This window comes from Bifidobacterium primatium, from assembly GCF_002802875.1.
In the GTDB taxonomy this organism is placed as follows: domain Bacteria; phylum Actinomycetota; class Actinomycetes; order Actinomycetales; family Bifidobacteriaceae; genus Galliscardovia; species Galliscardovia primatium.
Window position 1 is genome coordinate 176,082 of record NZ_PEBI01000005.1, and the last position, 18,816, is coordinate 194,897.

The 18,816-nt window shown below is 64.0% G+C and carries 16 protein-coding genes; 4 read left to right on the forward strand and 12 right to left on the reverse strand.

The annotated features are described in order from the left end of the window. Nucleotides 1–9 precede the first annotated feature (9 nt). The 3 genes from urtB to CS006_RS10160 all read right to left on the reverse strand — a co-directional run bounded on the left by urtB (nt 10) and on the right by CS006_RS10160 (nt 4,107). Nucleotides 10–894 carry an urea ABC transporter permease subunit UrtB gene (gene urtB, locus CS006_RS10150; protein WP_100511710.1) on the reverse strand — a complete coding sequence of 295 codons (885 nt, stop codon included), beginning with the start codon at nt 892–894 and terminating at the stop codon, nt 10–12. Nucleotides 895–919: 25 nt separating this feature from the next. Next, nucleotides 920–2,233, reverse strand: a complete 1,314-nt coding sequence (gene urtA / locus CS006_RS10155; RefSeq protein ID WP_100511711.1) for an urea ABC transporter substrate-binding protein — start codon at nt 2,231–2,233, stop codon at nt 920–922. Nucleotides 2,234–2,562: 329 nt separating this feature from the next. Continuing rightward, nucleotides 2,563–4,107, reverse strand: coding sequence for a dicarboxylate/amino acid:cation symporter (locus tag CS006_RS10160; protein ID WP_100511712.1), 1,545 nt, complete (start codon nt 4,105–4,107; stop codon nt 2,563–2,565). Nucleotides 4,108–4,348: 241 nt separating this feature from the next. On the opposite strand from CS006_RS10160, the gene CS006_RS10165 reads away from it, so the two are divergent. Continuing rightward, nucleotides 4,349–6,169 carry a glycoside hydrolase family 13 protein gene (locus CS006_RS10165; RefSeq protein WP_100511713.1) on the forward strand — a complete coding sequence of 607 codons (1,821 nt, stop codon included), beginning with the start codon at nt 4,349–4,351 and terminating at the stop codon, nt 6,167–6,169. A gap of 205 nt (nt 6,170–6,374) precedes the next feature. Next, the gene (gene hemC, locus CS006_RS10170) at nt 6,375–7,286 is read left to right on the forward strand and encodes a hydroxymethylbilane synthase (protein ID WP_100511714.1); all 912 of its coding nucleotides are present in this window, start codon (nt 6,375–6,377) and stop codon (nt 7,284–7,286) included. A 211-nt stretch (nt 7,287–7,497) separates the two neighbouring features. On the opposite strand, the gene CS006_RS10175 is transcribed toward hemC, so the two are convergent. Then, nucleotides 7,498–8,037: a precorrin-2 dehydrogenase/sirohydrochlorin ferrochelatase family protein gene (locus tag CS006_RS10175; RefSeq protein WP_100511715.1), complete on the reverse strand. Its 540-nt coding sequence runs from the start codon at nt 8,035–8,037 to the stop codon at nt 7,498–7,500. Then, nucleotides 8,034–8,822 carry a uroporphyrinogen-III C-methyltransferase gene (gene cobA, locus CS006_RS10180; RefSeq protein WP_100511716.1) on the reverse strand — a complete coding sequence of 263 codons (789 nt, stop codon included), beginning with the start codon at nt 8,820–8,822 and terminating at the stop codon, nt 8,034–8,036. Before cobA ends, CS006_RS10175 begins: the two co-directional genes overlap by 4 nt. A gap of 217 nt (nt 8,823–9,039) precedes the next feature. Here cobA and hemB point away from each other — a divergent pair, with 217 nt between their 5' ends. Continuing rightward, entirely contained in the window at nt 9,040–10,023 is a 984-nt protein-coding gene (hemB, locus tag CS006_RS10185) for a porphobilinogen synthase (protein WP_100511717.1), read from the forward strand. A gap of 69 nt (nt 10,024–10,092) precedes the next feature. Next, nucleotides 10,093–10,815, forward strand: coding sequence for a uroporphyrinogen-III synthase (locus CS006_RS10190; RefSeq protein WP_100511718.1), 723 nt, complete (start codon nt 10,093–10,095; stop codon nt 10,813–10,815). Between the two features lie 87 nt (nt 10,816–10,902). Here the strand turns inward: CS006_RS10190 and CS006_RS10195 are convergent, their stop codons facing one another. From CS006_RS10195 to CS006_RS10225, 7 genes are all read right to left on the reverse strand, one after another. Next, the gene (locus CS006_RS10195; RefSeq protein WP_100511719.1) at nt 10,903–11,238 is read right to left on the reverse strand and encodes a hypothetical protein; all 336 of its coding nucleotides are present in this window, start codon (nt 11,236–11,238) and stop codon (nt 10,903–10,905) included. A gap of 103 nt (nt 11,239–11,341) precedes the next feature. Beyond that, nucleotides 11,342–12,820 carry a YeiH family protein gene (locus CS006_RS10200; protein ID WP_207760045.1) on the reverse strand — a complete coding sequence of 493 codons (1,479 nt, stop codon included), beginning with the start codon at nt 12,818–12,820 and terminating at the stop codon, nt 11,342–11,344. Between the two features lie 261 nt (nt 12,821–13,081). After that, the gene (locus CS006_RS10205; RefSeq protein ID WP_100511720.1) at nt 13,082–13,855 is read right to left on the reverse strand and encodes an ABC transporter ATP-binding protein; all 774 of its coding nucleotides are present in this window, start codon (nt 13,853–13,855) and stop codon (nt 13,082–13,084) included. Nucleotides 13,856–13,931: 76 nt separating this feature from the next. Next, nucleotides 13,932–14,792: an ABC transporter permease gene (locus CS006_RS10210; RefSeq protein ID WP_100511721.1), complete on the reverse strand. Its 861-nt coding sequence runs from the start codon at nt 14,790–14,792 to the stop codon at nt 13,932–13,934. A gap of 6 nt (nt 14,793–14,798) precedes the next feature. Continuing rightward, nucleotides 14,799–15,860, reverse strand: a complete 1,062-nt coding sequence (locus CS006_RS10215; protein WP_100511722.1) for an aliphatic sulfonate ABC transporter substrate-binding protein — start codon at nt 15,858–15,860, stop codon at nt 14,799–14,801. Between the two features lie 313 nt (nt 15,861–16,173). Next, nucleotides 16,174–17,892, reverse strand: coding sequence for an ABC transporter ATP-binding protein (locus CS006_RS10220; RefSeq protein WP_100511723.1), 1,719 nt, complete (start codon nt 17,890–17,892; stop codon nt 16,174–16,176). Further along, nucleotides 17,889–18,815, reverse strand: a complete 927-nt coding sequence (locus CS006_RS10225) for an ABC transporter permease (RefSeq protein WP_100511724.1) — start codon at nt 18,813–18,815, stop codon at nt 17,889–17,891. The genes CS006_RS10220 and CS006_RS10225 overlap by 4 nt, the downstream gene beginning before the upstream one ends. Between the last annotated feature and the right edge of the window lies 1 nt (nt 18,816).

Below are 18,816 nucleotides of genomic sequence, written 5' to 3' on the forward strand. Positions count from 1 at the left end.
CCCCTTCCCTTACGCCAGATTCCTGGAACGGATGGCCACAAGGCCCTGCGGGCGGAACTGCAGGAAGATGACCACGATGAGGAACACCGACATCTGCGCGATGGACGACGACGTGGGCAGTTCGACGGCCGACTGGCACAGGCCGAGCACGAACGACGCGATCACGGCGCCCTTGAGCTGGCCGACGCCGCCGGCGACGACCACGAGGAACGCCTGCACGATGAACGAGGTTCCGAAGTTGTAGCTGATGGAGTTCAGCAGGCTCAGGGCCACGCCGGCCACGCCGGCGATGCCCGAGCCGATGAAGAACGTCACATGGTCGACGGCCTTGGTGGAGATGCCCGAGACCTCGGCGAGGTCGCGGTTCTCGGAGGTCGCGCGAATCTGGCGGCCCAGCGGCGTGAGCTTCAGCACCGCGTACAGCGCGGCCACGCATACGATCGCCAGAATGAAGATGAACAGTCGTGCGGCCGGGAAGCTGTAGCCGAAGATGGTCACCGGCTTGGTCAGCGCCTCGGGGGCCTGCGCGTACACGCCGGTCGAGCCGAAGATGTCACGCGCGATCTGCTGCAATACCAGCGAGACGCCGAACGTCACGAGCAGCGTATCCAACGGCCTGGTGCGCATGCGTTCGAGCAGCAGCACGTCGAGCAGCAGGCCCAGCAGGCCGGCCACCACGAATCCGACGACCAGTGCGAGCGCCAGCGACGCCGCGTTGCCGCCGATGAGCGAGCTCATCACATAGGCCGTGTAGGCGCCGGCCATCATGAACTCGCCGTGGGCGTTGTTGATGACGCCCATCTGGCCGAAGGTCAGCGACAAGCCGAGCGCGGCCAGCAGCAGAATCGATCCGTTCGACAATCCCGCGACTATCTGCGGAAACAACATATTCATAGCGGTTCCTCTCCTTGGCTCCCGATCACTCGCCGGACCCGTCCGAACCGGACGTGCTGGCGCTGAGGCTCTTCGCCCAGTCATAGGTCTTCAGATACGGGTCGGGCGCGATGGGCCCGTCGGACTTCCATACGGTGTGGATCAGCTTGTCGGAGCCGATCTTGCCGATATACGACGTCTTGTAGATGTGGTGGTTCTTGCCGTCGACCTTCACCTGGCCTTCGGGGGCGTCGAACGTGACGCCGTCGGCCGCGGCCTTGACCTTGTCCACGTCGAACGACCTGGCCTTCTCGACCATCTTCTTCCACAGGTACACGGACGTGTACGCGGATTCCATCGGGTCGGAGGTCGGCCGGCTTTCGCCGTACTTGGCCTTGAAGTTCTTCACGAACTCCTTGTTCTCGGGGTTGTCGAGCGTCTGATAGTAGTTCCAAGCGGTCAGCTGGTCCTTGACGTTGTCGACGCCGATCGAGGCGACCTCCTCTTCGGCGATGGACATAGAGATGACCGGCACCTTGTCGGCGGAAAGGCCGGAGGCCTTGTATTCCTTGAAGAACGCGACGTTGGAGTCGCCGTTCAGCGTGTTCACGACGGCGTCGGCACCGGAGAACTTGAGCTTGTTGACGATGGTGGTGAAGTCTGTCGATCCCATCGGGGTGTATTCCTCGCCGACGACCTCCATGCCGTTGCCTTCGGCGTAGGCCTTGACCACGCGGTTGGCAGTCTGCGGGAACACGTAGTCGGATCCGACGAGGAACAGCTTCTTATGGCCCTGCTCCTTGAGGTAGTCGAGCGCGGGAACGATCTGCTGGTTCGGGGCGGCGCCGGAGTAGAAGATGTTCGGCGAGGATTCCATGCCCTCGTATTGCAGCGGATAGAACAGCAGCGCGTTGTCCTCCTCGAAGACCGGCAGCATGGCCTTGCGCGAGCTGGACGTCCAGCCGCCGAACACGGCGGCGACGCACTGCTTCTCGATGAGCGTGCGGGCCTTTTCGGCGAACGTGGCGGGTTCGGACTTGCCGTCCTGCTGTTCGATCTGGATCTGCTTGCCGAGCACGCCGCCGTCCGCGTTGATCTCGTCGACGGCCATGTGCAGCGAATCGCTGACAGTCTTTTCGGAGATGGCCATCGTTCCGGAAAGCGAGTTCACGAAGCCGACCTTGATGGTGTTGCCCGACGTATCCACGCATGACGTGGCCGAGGCGTTCGACGCCGAGTTCTTGTCGAGGGCCTCTTTCTCGGCGACGGTGCGTCCCCATCCGCAGCCGCTGAGGCCCATGATCGCGGCGACCGCGAGGGCCGCCGCTCCGGCACGCAACGCTAGTGATGTTCTGCCCATGCGTTCCTCTCCCCTTTACCCTATGAATGCAACAGGGAACAGCATGGCAACGTTCGGCATCGAACGTGTTGCCCGATTATTTCGATTCCGTCTCGAAGATGACGGGCAGGTTACAGAGGAGCGGCGCATCCGCCGGATGACGCGGCTTCTTCGGCGGAGGGCACGGGACTTTCGCGGGCCCGAACGTGACGAATCGCACAACGCCCCACATAGCTCCATATATATGGATATGTGACGTCCATATATACGCAATCCATATATACGCAAAACGTCCCGCCGGACCGTCGGGTCCGAACGGGACGTTTTGCGTCGATGATTATCGCGGATGATTATTCGGCGTTTTTGGACGAGCCGGCCCTGGACGGCAGACGCACGCCGCACAGGTCCTCGCCCTGGCCGGCGAGCACCGCGCCCGGCGTGAGTTCGAGCGGATTCGACGACGTGGACGCGAACACGTTCGCGGCGGACGTGGATGCGGTGAATACGTTCGCGGATTCGGCACCGGCGCCAAGCGCGGTGGCACCTCGGGAGGCCTCGATCGCATCCTCCTCGGTCTCCACGAACTCCTTGCGCTGGTAATAGAGGTCCTCGTCCAGCTGCTTCTCGCTTGCCGCCACGACCACGGCCGTGTTGGCGGCGCCGGCCACGTTGAGCGCGGTACGGCCCATGTCCACGATCTGCGAGATGGGCTGCGTGATGGCGATGAACGGCACCGGAAGGCCGGCTGCGGCGAACAGCGAGGTGGCGGTGATGGTGGCGGTGCCGGGAACGCCCACCGTGCCGATGGACACGAGCAGCGCCAGCACCACGAGGAAGCCGTACTGCGCGGGCGAGTAATCCAGGCCCTGCGCGTTCACGGCGAACACGGCGAGCAGCACGGGCCACACGCCGGCGCAGCCGGGCATGCCGAGGTTGGCGCCGATGCCGGCCACGAACGACGCGATGTCGCCGGGCACGCCCGCACTGCGCAGCTGGCGCACGGTCACCGGAATCGTGCCGATGCTGCTTTCGGAGGTGAACGCCACCACGCCGGCGGTCCAGAACGTCCTGAAGAAGTACACCGGGTTGAGCCGGGTCACACCGGCCAGCACCAGCGGCTGCACCACGAACAGCTGCAGCACCATGGCGATGTACGCCACCAGCAGCACCACGAGCAACGGCAGCAGGGCCGCCACGTCGCTGCCGCTCACGGCCGCTGCGATGAGCGAGAGCACGGCATAGGGCGTGAAGCCGACCACGATCTGCGTGGCACGCGAGAGCACCACGTTGCCGGCGTCGATGAACGCCTTGAACGGCACGATGGCGGCACGCGCCTTGTCGGTGGCGCCGGCGGCGTTATAGGCCACGGCCACCAGGATGGCGAAGATCACCACGGGCACCACCTGGTTCTCGGACCAGTTCGCGGCCAGGTTCGTGGGGAACAGGTTCACGATGGTGTCGAGCACGGCCGGCACCTCGCGCTGCTGGTAATCGGTGGGCAGCGTGTACTGGAATCCCTTGCCGATGCCGAACGCGAGCGACAGGGCGAGCGTGATCGCCGCCGCCGTGAACGTGTTGAGCAGCAGCAGGAACACGGTCTTGATGCCGATGTTCTTCAGGCGGATGGATTCCCCGAGGTTGGTGATGCTGGCAATGATGCTGAACAGCAGCAGCGGCACCACGATGGCGGAGATCACGTTGGACCACACGGTGCCGAACGCCGCCACGTAGTCGGTGTGCCCCTTGAACGCCACGCCCATGCCGATGCCCAGCACGGTGGCGAGCAGCACGCGTGCGGTGAATCCGGCCTTCTTCTTCACGCTCAGCAGTCCGAGTCCCGCGAACAGGACGACGGTGACGCCGAGCGCCACCCAGTTGAGTGCGATGTCTGACATTGCCTCGATATTCCCCTCAATATATTCTGCGAAAAATTACAATTCAGCGATTCGGACAAAATACCATATCGTCTCCCGATATCGCCGCCGGCTATAAACCGTCCATCTTGCGAGGTACTGTTAGAACGTTCAAATCGACATGACGAATATGCGTTCCATTATCGCGACCAACACTTGCGACACCGACGTCAGTATTGGATTGCGCGACGAACACACGAATCGATGATGAAAGGGGACGTCAATGACGGCGAACAACGAACATGCCGACTGGTGGAAGCAGGCGGTGGTCTATCAGGTCTACCCCCGCAGTTTCAAAGACATGAACGGCGACGGCCTCGGCGACATCGCCGGCGTGACCGACCGTATGGACTATCTCAAGAATCTCGGCGTCGATGCCATCTGGCTTTCGCCGTTCTATCCCTCCGAACTGCACGACGGCGGCTACGACGTCATCGACTATCGCAACGTCGACCCGCGGCTTGGCACGATGGATGATTTCGACGCAATGGTCGACGCCGCGCATACAGCCGGCATCAAGGTCGTCGTCGACATCGTGCCGAATCACACGGCCGACAAGCACGTCTGGTTCCAGGAGGCGCTGGCCGCCGGACGCGGCTCGGCCGCCCGCGAGCGCTACATCTTCCGCGAGGGCCGCGGCGAGCACGGCGAGATTCCGCCGAACGACTGGGAGTCGATTTTCGGCGGCCCGGCGTGGGAGCGCGTGGATGATGGGCAGTGGTACCTGCATCTGTTCGCCAAGCAGCAGCCGGACCTCAATTGGAAGAATCCCGAAGTGCATGAGGAGTTCCTCAAGACGCTGCGCTTCTGGTCGGACCATGGCACGGACGGCTTCCGTGTGGACGTGGCGCATGGCATGGCGAAGGACCTGGAGTCGAAGCCGCTGGAAGAGCTTGGGCATTGGTCGACGCTGGACCAGTTCAATCCGAACGGCGACAATCCGCTGTTCGACCGCGCCGAGGTGCACGACATCTATCGCGAGTGGCGCAAGGTGTTCAACGAGTACGATCCGCCGCGCTTTGCGGTCGCCGAGGCGTGGATCGCGCCGGAGCATCAGGCGCTGTACGCTTCGCCGGACGAATTGGGCCAGGTGTTCAATTTCGAGTTCGCGAAGGCGGATTGGGATTGCACGGCGATGCGCACGGCCATCGAGGAGGGCCTGGCTTCGGCCGACCGTTCCGGTTCGACGACCACGTGGGTGATGAACAATCATGATGTGCCGCGTTCGGCGAGCCGCTACGCGCTGCCGCAGGTGAAGACGCATGTGTATCACCAGATGGCGCAGGCATGGCTGCTGCGCAACGGCGATCTGTTCGACGAGAACCGCGAGCTGGGCACGCGTCGTGCGCGTGCGGCGGCGCTGATGGAGCTGGGACTGCCGGGTGCGGCCTACATCTATCAGGGCGAGGAGCTGGGCCTGTTCGAGGTGGCGAATATTCCGTGGGACCGTCTGGAGGACCCGTATTCGCGCACGAGCCGTCATCAGTTCGCGGTGAAGGGCCGTGACGGCTGCCGTGTGCCGCTGCCGTGGACGGCTTCGGACGAGCCGACGCTGGCCGCGTGGAGCGACGAGAAGATCGGCAGCAGCGACGACAGCAACGCGGACGGCCGCAACGCCAGCCTGTGGAAGTTCGGTGACGGCAGGACCGGTTCGTTCGGATTCTCGCCGGCCGGGTCGGGCGCGGAACCGCATCTGCCGCAGCCGCTGTGGTTCAAGGATTTCGCGGCCGACGCCGAGGACGCCGACGACGATTCCATGCTGAACCTGTATCGTGCGGCGCTGGCGTTGCGCCAGGAGCTGCTCACGCCGACTGGCGACATCGGCCTCACGTGGCTGGATGACGAGGTTGGCACTGCGTCTGTGGACACACGCACGGCGGTCGCCTATTCGCGTCCGACCACGGACGGCCGCCGCTTCGCCAGCGTCACCAACTTCGCCGCCGAACCGCTGGCCCTGCCGGCCGGCGAGGTGAAGCTCGCGTCCGCGCCGCTGGTGGATGGACGCCTGCCGCAGGACGCCACCGCCTGGCTCCTGCTGGAGTAGCCCGCCGATCTTGGCTCCCCTCAAGATTGAGGGGAGCTGTCGGCAAAGCCGACTGAGGGGAGTTGACATCACACCTCTACCCTCAGCCTCCCCACTCCAGCATCTCCCGCCTACGGGGAGCATCCATAACTTTTCCCTATAGCCGCACGGCTCCTCGTCCAACGCTCAAATGTTATAGTGGGGCTCGCTTGGACGAGGAGCTTGCATGACACACGTATTTCGGGTCGGTACCCGCAAAAGCCGGTTGGCGCTGCGCCAGACCGAGCTCATCATCGACGCCCTGCGCGAGCGTCATCCCGATTGCGAGTTCGTCGTCACACCGATCGTCACTCAGGGCGACCGCGACCTGAATTCCAGTCTGCAGAAAATCGGCGGCAAGGGCGTGTTCGTCAAGGAGATCGAACGCGAACTGCTCGACGGCACCATCGACTTCGCCGCGCACAGCCTCAAGGACGTGCAGCCCGTACTGCCGGAATCGTTGACGCTTGGCTGTTTCCCCAAGCGTGACTCCCCGTTCGACTGTCTGATTTCCGCGCAGCCGTTCGCCGGCATCGACGATCTGCCGCAGGGTGCCCGCATCGGCACGAACAGTCTGCGACGTCAGGCGCAGATTCTGCGGCTGCGGCCCGATATCGTCATCGTGCCGATTCGTGGCAATGTGGAGACCCGGCTGCACAAAATCGAGACCGAGCGTCTTGACGGCGTGATTCTCGCCGAAGCCGGATTGAACCGGCTCCGCCCCGATTTGGGCGGCTATCACCGCCTGTCGCTGCGCGATGCGATTCTACCGGCGGCCGGCCAGGGCGCGATGACCGTGGAATGCCGTGCCGACGACGCCGATACGCTGGCGATGCTCGCCACCATCGACGATGACGCCACCCGCGCCGCCGTGCATGTCGAACGCGAGTTCATGACCGCGCTCGGCGGCAGCTGCACGTTCCCAATCGGTGCATACGCACGTTACGAAAGTAATCTACTTACATTTGATGGCCTGGTGGCGTCCGCCGATGGCCGCCACTGCTTCACCCGCCATCTCACGGGAACGGCGGCCGACCGACTTGGTTCGCAAGCCGCCGAATCGTTGATCGCCGCCGGCGCCCTCACCTATTTGCGGTAAGCCATTTCACCCCGGCTCCCCTCAAGATTGAGGGGAGCTGTCGGCAAAGCCGACTGAGGGGATTTTGCCGTCAAGCAAACGGCGGAGGCGTTTGCAGGCAAAATGCGAGCCGACAGGCGAGCCAGTACACCCATTTGTCCCTTGGCTCCCCTCAAGACTGAGGGGAGCTGTCGGCGAAGCCGGCTGAGGGGAGTTGACACGAACCGCAACCTCACATCTCCCCCACCCACTCACGCAAACGCCGCTTAAGGCGTCGCGCGCGGGCGGGGTCACGCCCCTTGGTGGAGACGGTGAGCAGGCAATCGTCGGTTTCCACCGTCGCGACGTTATAGAAATCCGACTGCCCGGGGTCGCCGACGTTGTTGACCAACGGAACGCCGGCAGCATGTGCATCGCTCACGACCTGTGCGTTCACGTCGGTGTTATCGGTGCATGCCAGCACGACGAACGGCACGGCGGGCGACGGACCGCCAGCCACCGCGCCATCGGCGTCCATCGACCCGGTGGCCGCCGCACCGACCGCGAAGATATCCCCAGACTTATAGGACTTTTCCCGCCAATCCACACGGGACGCGTCAATGCGCGAGCCCAATGCCGGACTGATGACGACAACCTTTGCGCCGCAATGCAGCAGCGTACCGACCTTGCGCGCGGCCACTGCCCCGCCGCCGACCACGACGGCGAGACGGCCGCGCATGTCGATGTTCACGGGGTAGGGATGCTCGGGAAGCCCCGATGCCACGCCGCTCACGACCGTCCCGACCCGGCCGAGTCCGATGACGAGGCCGCGTCGCCACCGTCATCTCCATCCTCCAGCAGCGAGGCCACGCCGCCGACCACGATCAGCGCCGGCGCACCCAGTCCGGCGGCCTCAACCGCCGTCTCGATTCCCCGCAAATCGGACTTCACGGCGCGCTGGTTCTCGCGGGTGGCCCACTGGATCACGGCGATCGGCGTATCGGCCGGCTTGCCGTTGGCCAGCAGCTCGCCGACGATGCGCCCCAACGACTCCATGCCCATGAGGAACACGAGCGTGCCTTCCATGTGCGCGATGTTGTCCCAATCGAGCTCATGCCCCGCGCGCTTGCGATGACCGGCGATCACATGGAAGCTCGACGCATAGTCGCGATGAGTCACCGGAATGCCCACCGACGCCGGTCCGGCGATGGCGCTGGTGATGCCCGGCACCACCTCCACCTGCACGCCGAGACCGCGCAGATACCGCTGCTCCTCGCCACCGCGACCGAACACGAACGGATCGCCGGACTTCAGCCGCACCACACGCTTGCCGTCGAGCGCGAGCCGCGCCAGCAGATCGTTGATCTCCTGCTGCTTGACGGGATGATGATGCGCGGATTTGCCCACGTCGATGCGTTCGGCGTCGGCGCGCGCGAATTCCAGCAGTTCCGGATTCACCAGCCGGTCGTATACGACGGCGTCGGCCTCCTCCAGTCGGCGCTTGCCGCGCAGCGTCAGCAGTTCCGGATCGCCCGGCCCGGCTCCCACCAACGACACGAGACCCTGCCGTTCACTCATGACATCTCCCTTCCGCACTGCGACTCAACGTATCTCAACCATCTATTGTCAGCCATGCAGACGCGGCGGCCGCACACGCGCGACGCACCGCAACACCGCAAATCCGGCGATGTATCGCCCGTCATAACTAACCGATATAGGCTATACCCTTCCCCGCCCAGCGAAGCCACCGCCGACCGCATATTCTTGAAAGTCGGAAACGTCAGGGGGACTCATCATGTCATTGGTTTTCGACCGTCATCGTCGGCTGCGCACCAGCGCGGCGATACGCGGTCTGGTACGCGAGACGACCGTCACGAAGAACGACCTCATCATGCCGGTGTTCGTCGATGCGACGATCGACGGCGTCGCGCCGATTCCGTCGATGCCCGGCATCAACCGCTACGGCCTTGATGCGCTGCCTGACGAGATCAGGGCCATCGCCGACCTGGGCATCACATCGGTCATCGTGTTCGGCATTCCAGACCATAAGGACGACGTCGGGTCCGACGCATGGAACGACGACGGCATCGTACAATGCGGCATCCGCGTCATCAAGGCCACCTGCCCCGACCTGGTGGTGATCGCCGACGACTGCATGTGCGAATACACGTCCACCGGCCATTGCGGCATCGTGCGTGACGGCGAGGTCGTCAACGACGAATCGTTGGAATACATCGTTCGTATCGCCGTCAGTCAGGCGAAGGCGGGGGCCGATATCATCGCCCCGTCAAATGCCATGGACGGTTATGTCGCGTCGATTCGCCAAGGCCTTGACAAAGCCGGATACATCAACGTTCCAATCATGTCGTATTCGGTTAAATATGCATCGAGTTTCTACGGACCATTCCGCGACGCCGCCGATGGGGCGCCGCAGTTCGGCGACCGCAGCGGCTACCAGATGGATCCCGCGAACCGGTTTGAGGCCCTGCGCGAGGCGGCCAGCGACGAGCGCGAGGGCGCCGATTTCCTGATGGTCAAGCCGGCGATGGCATTCCTCGACATCGTGCGCGACATCCGCAACGCCAGCAATCTGCCGTTGGTCGCCTACAACGTCTCGGGCGAATACGCCATGGTCAAGGCGGCCGCGGCGAACGGCTGGATCGACGAGGCGCGCATCGTGAAGGAGACGCTGACCGGCATCAAACGCGCCGGCGCCGACCTCATTATCACGTACTTCGCCAAGGACGTGGCCGCACGCATCGACCGCGGCGAATGGTGACGCCGACGACACATACGGCAACGCACGACATACGGCAATGAGAGAATTGCCACCGGCAAGGAGGATGACATGACCGTGCTGATCACGTATCCGCAGGACCACATCGACGAGGCGCTGCGTCGGCGGCTCGACGATGCCGCTCGCCCTGCCGGAGGCGTCGTGTACTGCCCGCTGCGCAAGCTGCACGCCACCGTGCCGAACGAATCCGACCTGCGCACGATCGCGAGCAGCGATTATCTGATCATCACGAGCAATTTCGCGCTTGCGCTGTATCTGGAGCATTACCGGCATCTCAACTGGCTGGCCACGGTGGTGGTGCTGAGCCGCAAGATGGCGACGCAGGCCGAACGATACGGCCTGCCGCATGTATTGACGCCCGACGAGGAGAACCAGCGGGGGCTGGCGCGTCTGCTGGTTACGCTGCCGCGCGCCCGCATGGCGATGCTCGGCGGCGACCTGCGCGTGCCGCACGACCATATCCCCGAGGAAATCCCGCGGATTCGCATCTACGAGAATATGTGGAACGATGAGTTGGAGCAGTCGGCGGTCGCGACGATTGCTGCCGGCGCCGGCGCGGACCGTCCCATCGACCGCATTCTGGTGACGAGCCCGTCGTCGTATCGACGGCTGCGGGCGATCATCGAAAAAAAACCCGATTCCTTTGCACCGACCCCTACGTATTACGCGTTGGGCCCGAGTACGGCGGATATCATCCGCGAAGACGGCGGCAGCGTTATCGTGCCCGAATCGAATGATGTGCTGAGGCGGGCGATAGAGCTTATTATGCGGTAGCCCCTTGTGCACGAATCGTCAGATACCGGCCGCGAAAACCTTTTTTCGCGTGGCATCTGACGATTCGTGCACAGGGAGAAACGGAATTTACAGCATTCCCCACGAACGCGCGTATTCCACGCGCACGGCGAAATCATTATCGGTGAATCCCGCGTCGTACAGCTGCTGTTCGAGCTGCTCGAACGCGGCGCCGTCGCGTTCCGCACGCAGGCCCTTCCACGAGAGCGCCAGCTGCCAGTCGCCATCCTCGTCGGCGGGGCTCAGTTCGCGCAATTTCGCCAATACGCGCTGCGCGATCTTCGCACGGTCGATACGCTCCTGCAAGTCGTTCGTCGCGTCGTCAATGCTCAGTCCCGTGCTGCGAAACGGCCTGCCGGTAAACGGAATATCGACGATGACGTGCCAGACGACCGGTAGATTCATGGGATTCTCCTTAATAAAAAATATCAAGCCTCACAACTCGGGTTTTTGATGCGATATGAGCGTTCACACCGCGATACAAACCCGAGTTGTGAGGCCGGCAAAATCAGGCGACCGGAATATTGGCCCAGAAGCCGGGCAGCAGCACGGCCGAGAGCACGAATCCGAGGATGATGTTGACGACGGCGCCGATGCTGAATGCGGCGATGGGCTTCCATCCGAGCGACGACAGCTGCTTGAATCGAGTCGTCAGGCCGATGGAGAGGAACGTGAACGTGAAGGCCCACGTACGCAGCTCCTTGACCGGCGTGATCAGGTCGCTGGTGATGCCCGCCGAGGCCGAGGCGCCGGCGGTGGCAATCACGATGGTCAGGAAGATCGACGCCACGAAGAATCCGATGACGAACTTCGGGAAGCGGTGCCAGATCTGCGCCACATCGAGCTTCTGCTTCGGCAGCTTGGAAATGTCCTTGCCGGCGGCCTTGGCCTCGGCCACGCGGTCCTGACGATCCCAGTAGGTGATGGCCACGAACGCGAGGATGAGGCACCACACGCCGATGAAGATGTCGCGGCCGACGACCTTCATGAGGGTGAACGCCGCGATGCCCTGATCGCCGAAGCTGGCGGCGGCGGTGATGCCGGCCGCGTCGGCGAATTCGGAGGTGCCGACCCAGGCGCCGGCCACGCCGTCCGCCAGACCGAGAGCCTTGCCGAGGCCCGTGAGCAGGAAGATGGAGATGATGGCCCACACCACCACGATGGAGATCACCGCGGAGACGTGCTCCTTGCGGGTCTTGACGGCGCTGCCCACGGCGATGCCTGCGGAGACGCCGCAGATGGAGCCGCCGGCGCCGAGCGTCGCGGCGAAACGCTTGTCGAGACCGAACAGACGGGTGGCGGCGAAGTAGATCACGAGGAACGTGGAGACGGCGATGAACGTGGCCTGCAGGAACGCGACCGGACCGGCCGAGATGATGGTGGTGAACGGCAGCGTGGCGCCGAGCAGCACGATGCCGACCTTCACGTAGAGTTCCGTGCGCAGGCTGCCGCCGAAGAATCCTTCGAGGTTGAAGATGTTGCCGAGCAGCAGGCCCACGACGAGTGCGACCAGCGGCGCCTCAAGATTGTAGGAGTTGGCGAACTTCGAGGTGCTGAACACGTTGACGGCGAAGCTCAGCACGAACAGCGCCACGAATCCGCCGAGGAACGCCGGCACCTTGAGCCTGAGGAAGCGCGCGGCCACGCCGAACACGACGGCGAACAGCGCGAACAACGCCAGGATGTTCGGCCAGCGCTGGGCGAGGCCGGCCGCGTGCGTGGTCGCGCCGTTCTTCACGACGTCGCCGCCCTCGAACAGGAACGACCACGACCCCCAGCTGGGAATCTTCGCGGCGAAGATGTTCAGCGAGCTGCCGGCCGCCCACAGCACGAACGCCAGCACGACGATGCCGAGGCCGATGAACACGGCCCACCAGTCCTCGCTGCCGAGGATCTTGTTGCCTTCGGCGGCCGCCGGAACGGTCTCCTTGGCCTTGGTCTTGGCCTTCGCCGCCGCGGCGGCGGAAGGCGTAATGGATGTAGTCACGATGCTCTCTCCCCTTGTTGGTCTGACGCCGATCCCGGCGTCGGTTCGATGTTTTCCCTTGATTCGAATCCCGCCGAACGACGATCGACATCCCCCGATATCGGGCCGTCATCCGGTGTTCGTCTTCGATGCTAACGGCGCGAATCGGCCGCACGCAAGCTTGGAATTAGTGGAAAAAACAGCGTGCCGCTATCGAAAAATCCGATAGCGGCACTTTGTTATATGCGGCGATAAATTCGCATTATTACGTAGTTTTTACGCCTACTCCTGCGCGAAGAACTCCTGGTAGATCGAATCCTTGGCGCGGTTGAACCTTTCGCCGACACGCGTGCGCGGCGTTCCCAGGTCGACGTGTTCCACACGCCTGATCTCGCCGGGATGCGGCTTCATCACCACGACGGTCTCTCCCAGATACACGGCCTCATCGATGTCGTGCGTCACAATCACCATCGTGATGCCTTCGGACTGCCAGATGCGCAGCAGCTGGTCCTGCAACTTGATTTTGGTGATGGCGTCGAGCGCGCCGAACGGCTCGTCGAGCAGCAGGATCTTCGGACGGTTGGCGAGCGCGCGGGCGATGGCCACGCGCTGCGACATGCCGCCGGAGAGCTGCTTGGGCAGCGCGTCCTCGAATCCGGTCAGACCCACGAGATCGATGTTCTCCTGAATCAGGTCGTCGTTGTGTTTTTCCGAATCGGGCAGCGCGAACCGGATGTTCTCGCGCACGGAGAACCATGGCAGCAGGCGGTGGTCCTGGAAGACGAAGCCCTTGTCGCGGCCAGGGCCGGGAATCGGCCGGCCGTCCATCAGGGCCTCGCCGTCGTATTCGGTGTCGAGGCCGCCGATGATGCGCAGGAGCGTGGATTTTCCGCAGCCGGATGGTCCGATGATGGAGGTGAATCCGCCGCGCGGCAGCGAAATCGAAACATCGTGCAATGCCTCGACTGGCCCGTGTTCCGAGGTGAACACCTTGGTCAGGTGCCGGATGTCGATGATGTTGTCGGCGCTGCCGCCGTCGATGTTGTTGTCGCTCATGCCACGCTTCCAGTCGTTTTCGATTCAGTGCCGTAAGTCGGCGCCTTGCCTGCCATCCAGCGTTACACCGCGCGGCTCACAGCCAGTTGACGATGCGGCGGCGCTGCCATTCGACGACGTCGTCCATGAGCTTGCCGACGATGCCGATGATGAGCATGGCGAGGATCACCACGTCGGGGCGGGACATCGAACGGCCGTCGGAAAGCATGAAGCCGACGCCGCTGGTCGCGCCGATCATTTCGGCGGCAACCACGCAGATCCATGCGCCGGAGAGGCCGAGGCGGATGCCGGTGAGCATCTGCGGCAGCGCGGCCGGCACGACGACCTGGCGGATGAACCGCCACTTGGGAATCTCATAGACGCGGCCGAGTTCGAAGTAGCGCTTGTCGATGCCCTTGATGCCGTCGACGAAGTTGACGAACATGGGGAAGAACGCGCCGATGAAGATGATGTAGACCTTGGAGTTCTCGCCGACGCCGAACCACAGGATGGCCAGCGGAATCCATGCGATGCCGGGGATGGGCCGCAGCACCTGCATGACCAGGTCGATGAAGCGTTCGAATCGTCGCGAGACGCCGGCGGCGACGCCGAGCACGGCGGCCGCGACGAACGCGACGAGGAATCCTTCGAGCACGCGTGCGATGCTGACGGCGATGTTGAGCCACAGTTCGCCGCTGCCCGCGTATTCGATGGTGGCCGAGACGATCTGCTGCGGCGTGGCCATGGCGTAGGAGGCGCTGCGTGCGCCGACGAACGCCCATACGGCCACGAGGATGACGGGCAGCGCGAGGTACAGCGCCCATTTGCCGACCTTGCCGGCGATTCCGCCGGCGGCGACGTTCCTGGCCGCCGTCTTGCGAACGGCGGTGGGTTTCTTCGCCGCCTTCGACGCCGCGACGGTAAACGATGAGATTCCTGTCAGCACCTTTTCCACCATGTGCGATCATTGCCCCTTCGTAGTCGTATCGTTCGTATTCGTGGTTTTCGAGTTGACGTTTGCGGTCAGGTAACTGGTGTCGATGAGTTCGTCGACATCCACCTGGGATTTGAGGATGCCGTTCTTCCATGCGAAGTCGGCGACCTCACGGATGGCGGTGATGTCGTCGGGCTTGAGCTCGGTGGTGAACGTGAAGTGCTTCCATATCTTCTTGAGCAGGTCGGCGCTGACGCCGAAGTCCTTGGCCACGGCGTTCGCGGCCTTGTCCGGATTGCTGTTGATCTCGTCGGCGCCTCGCTGCACGGCGCGGTTGTATGCGCGCACGATGTCGGGATGCGCCTTGGCGTAGCTGGTCGTGAAGTAGGAGACCATATTGCCGCGCTTGACGCCCGTGCCGTCGGCCAGCACGCGGGCCGTGCCCTCGGTTTCGAGCTTGGTGACGTACTGCTCCCAGATGACGATGGCGTCGACGTTATGCGCCTGGATGGCGGCCACCTGGTCCTCGGCGGAGAGGTTGGCGGTGTCCACGTCGCCCAGGGTCATGCCCTCCTTGGCGAGCAGCAGCGCGAGCAGGTGCTGCGCGTACGAACCCGTGGCGTAGCCGACCTTCCTGCCGCGCAGGTCGGCGACGGAATGAATCGGAGAGTCCTTGGGGACCATGATGGCGAGCGCCTTCTCGCCGTAGGCCACGTTGGAGACGATGGTGACGTCCTGGCCGGTGGATTTCGCGATGACGGCGGGCAGGTCGGCGGCGTATCCGACGTCGTCGTTGCCGGCGGCCATGGCCTCGTTCACCAGCGGGCCGCTTTTGAACGAATCCCAGGTGTAGGAGGCGTGTTCCTTGGCGAGCTCCTCCTTGAGGTAGCCGAATTCGTGGGCCACCCAGACGTCGGAGTAGAGCGGATAGGGTTGGGCGGCGATGCGCAGGGTCGTGGTGCTGCCGTCGGAGCCGGCGTTACGAATCGCCTTGCTGCCGGCGTCGGCGATGTATTCGCTGGGCCATGCGCAGCCGGCCAGTATGACCGCCGTGATGCGTGTGATCGCCGATGCAAACCCTGTGCGTTTCATATTCCCCTTGGATTCCCGATTTTTCGTGTGGAGCTTCCCCGCTGTCGTCGGCTTCCGATGGGCGATACGCCTCGATGGAAAGCCGTGCCTTTCGGCTTGATTTCAATTATTCCCACGCAATATGTCGCCGACCACGAAAATCGACATATTGGGGTAGTCCAAAAATCTTGAGCGGTTTATTAACCGTTGGAATTGCAGCATTTCCAATCGTTTCGCGTCGGCACGCGAAAGAGCCCGGCGGGCGGGGACTGCCCGTCGGGCCGTGCGGGACGACTCCGACGACGTCGGCGACGGCGGCCTTCCCGGGAGACCGTCAACGCCCGGGGATGGCGTCGAGGAGCTTTTTGGTGTAGGCGTTGCGCGGATGACCGAAGACGTCCTCCACGCTGCCGTGTTCCACGATGCTGCCGTGCTCGAGTACGGCGATGTCGTCGGCGAGGCCGGCGACGACGGCGAGATCATGGGAGACGAACACGTAGGTGACGCCCAGCGACTCCTGCAGGTCCTTGAGCAGATCGAGGATCTGCGATTGCACGGAGACGTCGAGCGCGGAGACCGGTTCGTCGAGGAACAGGATCTTCGGGCTGATGGCGAGCGCCCTGGCGATGGCCACGCGCTGGCATTGGCCGCCGGAGAGTTCGGAGCCTTTGGCGTCGAGCAGCCGTGCTGGCAACGAGACACGGTCGAGCAGTTCGGCGATGCGTTGGCTGCGGCGACGGCGGTTGCCGTAGCCGAACGACCGCAGCGGCTCGTCGATGACCTTGCGCACGGTGTAGTTCGGGTCGAGCGAGTCGAACGGGTTCTGCTGGACGAGCTGGAAGTTGCGGCGTTCCGCACGCAGGGCCCGCCCATGCAGTTCGTGGATATTGCGGCCGTCGACGAGCACGGTGCCGGAGGTCGGCGCGGAGAGAGCGAGCGCCAGCCGCAGCAGCGTGGACTTGCCGGATCCGGATTCGCCGACGATGGCCAGCGTCCGGCCGGTGCGCGCGGTGAGCGATACGTGGTCGAGCGCGTTGAACGCCTCGCCGCGGCCGCCGCGCTCGTGATACACCTTGGAGACGTCGTTCCAGTTCACGGCGATGCCGTCGTCGGAAGGTTCGACGGATTCGGCACGGTTCTCGTGGCCGTCATGTTCGCCGCGTTCGTCGTCAAGCACGTTGTCGCGCACCTGGAATGCCGGCGCGCAGGCGAGCAGATGCCGTGTGTACGATTCCTTGGGATGATCAAGCACCTGACGCGTGTCGCCCTGTTCGACGAGCCGCCCGTTGTGGATGACGAGCAGCCGTCGGGTGCGGTCGGAGGCGACCGCCAGGTCGTGGGTGATCATCACCAGGGTGATGCCGCGTTTGCGTACCAGTGATTCAAGCACGTCGAGGATGCGCTTCTGCACGGTGACGTCCAGCGCGCTGGTCGGCTCGTCGGCCACGATGATCTCCGGTTCGCTGGCGAGCGCCTGCGCGATGAGCACGCGCTGCTGCAGGCCGCCGGAGAGTTCGTGCGGATACTGCCGGTAGCGCAGTTCGGGTCGGTCGATGCCGACTTCGGTGAACAGTTCGACGACGCGTTCGCGCGCCTCCTGCCGTGACCGTTCGGGATGCCGCAGCCGTACGATCTGTTCGGTCTGCCGGCCGACGGTCATGGTCGGGTCGAGGTTGGTGCGTGGGTCCTGCGGGACGAATCCGAGGATTCGTCCGCGGACCCGCCGCCATTCATGTTCCGCGGCGTGGGTGAAGTCCTCGCCGAACAGGGAGAACGAGCCGGTTATGTCGGCGTTCTGGGGCAGGATGCCGAGGAACGTGTCGACGAGCGTGGATTTTCCGGAGCCGGATTCGCCCACGATGCCGACGGTGTCGCCGCGTCGGACGGTGAATGTCACGTCGTCGACGGCGGTGACGTCGCGCCGCGCCGAATGGTAGGTCACGCTCAGATGCGAGACCTCGATGACCGGCTCGCCGCCGATGGTGGCGCCGCTATTGTTGCCGTTGCCGATGGCGTTGTTGCCGCCAATGATGTCGTTGTCGATGCCGCTCATCGTTCCCCTCGTTTCAGATTGTTCGCCAGCACGGTGGCGGAAAGCACGGTCAGGACCACCACGAATCCGGGGATCAGCGAGATCCACAGGCTGGTGATGAGGTAGTTGCGGCCGTCGTTGATGAGCGAGCCCCATTCCGCGGCCGGCGGCTTGGCGCCGAAGCCGAGGAAGCTCAATGTGGCCACCGACATGATGACCGCACCGAAGTCGAGCATCGCAAGCACGGAGACCGGGCCGAGGACGTTGCGCAGAATATGCGAGAACACGATGCGCAGGGGCGAGACGCCGGAGACGACGGCAGCCTCCACGTACGCGCGGTTCCTGATCTTCAGCGTCTGGGCGCGTGTGGTGCGTGCGAAGCCGGGCAGGCTGGCCACGCCGATGGCGACGGCGACGGGCGTGGTGCCGAAGCCGATGGCCGTGACGATGGTGATGGACAGCAGCAGACCGGGGATGGAGAGCAGCACGTCGACTGCGCGCATGAGCACGGTGTCGACGATGCCGCCGACGTATGCCGACGCGATGCCGATGATGAGGCCGCCGACCACCGCGATGGCGAGCGACAGCAGCGAGGCCGTCACCGTGGCGTGCGCGCCGTATACGGTGCGGGCGAAGAGATCGCGTCCGAGCTGGTCGGTGCCGAACCAGTGCGCCGCGCTCGGCGCCTGGAACATATGTGCCGGGTCGGTGGCGTACGGGTCCTTGCGGGCCACCAGCGACGGCAGGAACGAGGCGATCAGTATCACCACGGTGAACAGGCCGGCCAGCGTGGTCGAGACGCCGCTGTGGGCGCGCAGCCCGTCGCCGATGCCCCGCAATGCCGTTCCGATGGACGCACGAACGCGAACGGGCAGGCTCCGCGTTTCCGGCGACGCCTTCACCGCAGCGTCGACGGTTGATTCGATTTGCAATGCACTGCTCATC

Coding starts and splice junctions, on each gene's coding strand:
- urtB (WP_100511710.1), bottom strand. CDS start 894: ATGAATATGTTGTTTCCGCAGATAGTCGCGGGATTGTCGAACGGATCG.
- urtA (WP_100511711.1), bottom strand. CDS start 2,233: ATGGGCAGAACATCACTAGCGTTGCGTGCCGGAGCGGCGGCCCTCGCG.
- CS006_RS10160 (WP_100511712.1), bottom strand. CDS start 4,107: ATGTCAGACATCGCACTCAACTGGGTGGCGCTCGGCGTCACCGTCGTC.
- CS006_RS10165 (WP_100511713.1), top strand. CDS start 4,349: ATGACGGCGAACAACGAACATGCCGACTGGTGGAAGCAGGCGGTGGTC.
- hemC (WP_100511714.1), top strand. CDS start 6,375: ATGACACACGTATTTCGGGTCGGTACCCGCAAAAGCCGGTTGGCGCTG.
- cobA (WP_100511716.1), bottom strand. CDS start 8,822: ATGAGTGAACGGCAGGGTCTCGTGTCGTTGGTGGGAGCCGGGCCGGGC.
- hemB (WP_100511717.1), top strand. CDS start 9,040: ATGTCATTGGTTTTCGACCGTCATCGTCGGCTGCGCACCAGCGCGGCG.
- CS006_RS10190 (WP_100511718.1), top strand. CDS start 10,093: ATGACCGTGCTGATCACGTATCCGCAGGACCACATCGACGAGGCGCTG.
- CS006_RS10195 (WP_100511719.1), bottom strand. CDS start 11,238: ATGAATCTACCGGTCGTCTGGCACGTCATCGTCGATATTCCGTTTACC.
- CS006_RS10205 (WP_100511720.1), bottom strand. CDS start 13,855: ATGAGCGACAACAACATCGACGGCGGCAGCGCCGACAACATCATCGAC.
- CS006_RS10210 (WP_100511721.1), bottom strand. CDS start 14,792: ATGGTGGAAAAGGTGCTGACAGGAATCTCATCGTTTACCGTCGCGGCG.
- CS006_RS10215 (WP_100511722.1), bottom strand. CDS start 15,860: ATGAAACGCACAGGGTTTGCATCGGCGATCACACGCATCACGGCGGTC.
- CS006_RS10220 (WP_100511723.1), bottom strand. CDS start 17,892: ATGAGCGGCATCGACAACGACATCATTGGCGGCAACAACGCCATCGGC.
- CS006_RS10225 (WP_100511724.1), bottom strand. CDS start 18,815: ATGAGCAGTGCATTGCAAATCGAATCAACCGTCGACGCTGCGGTGAAG.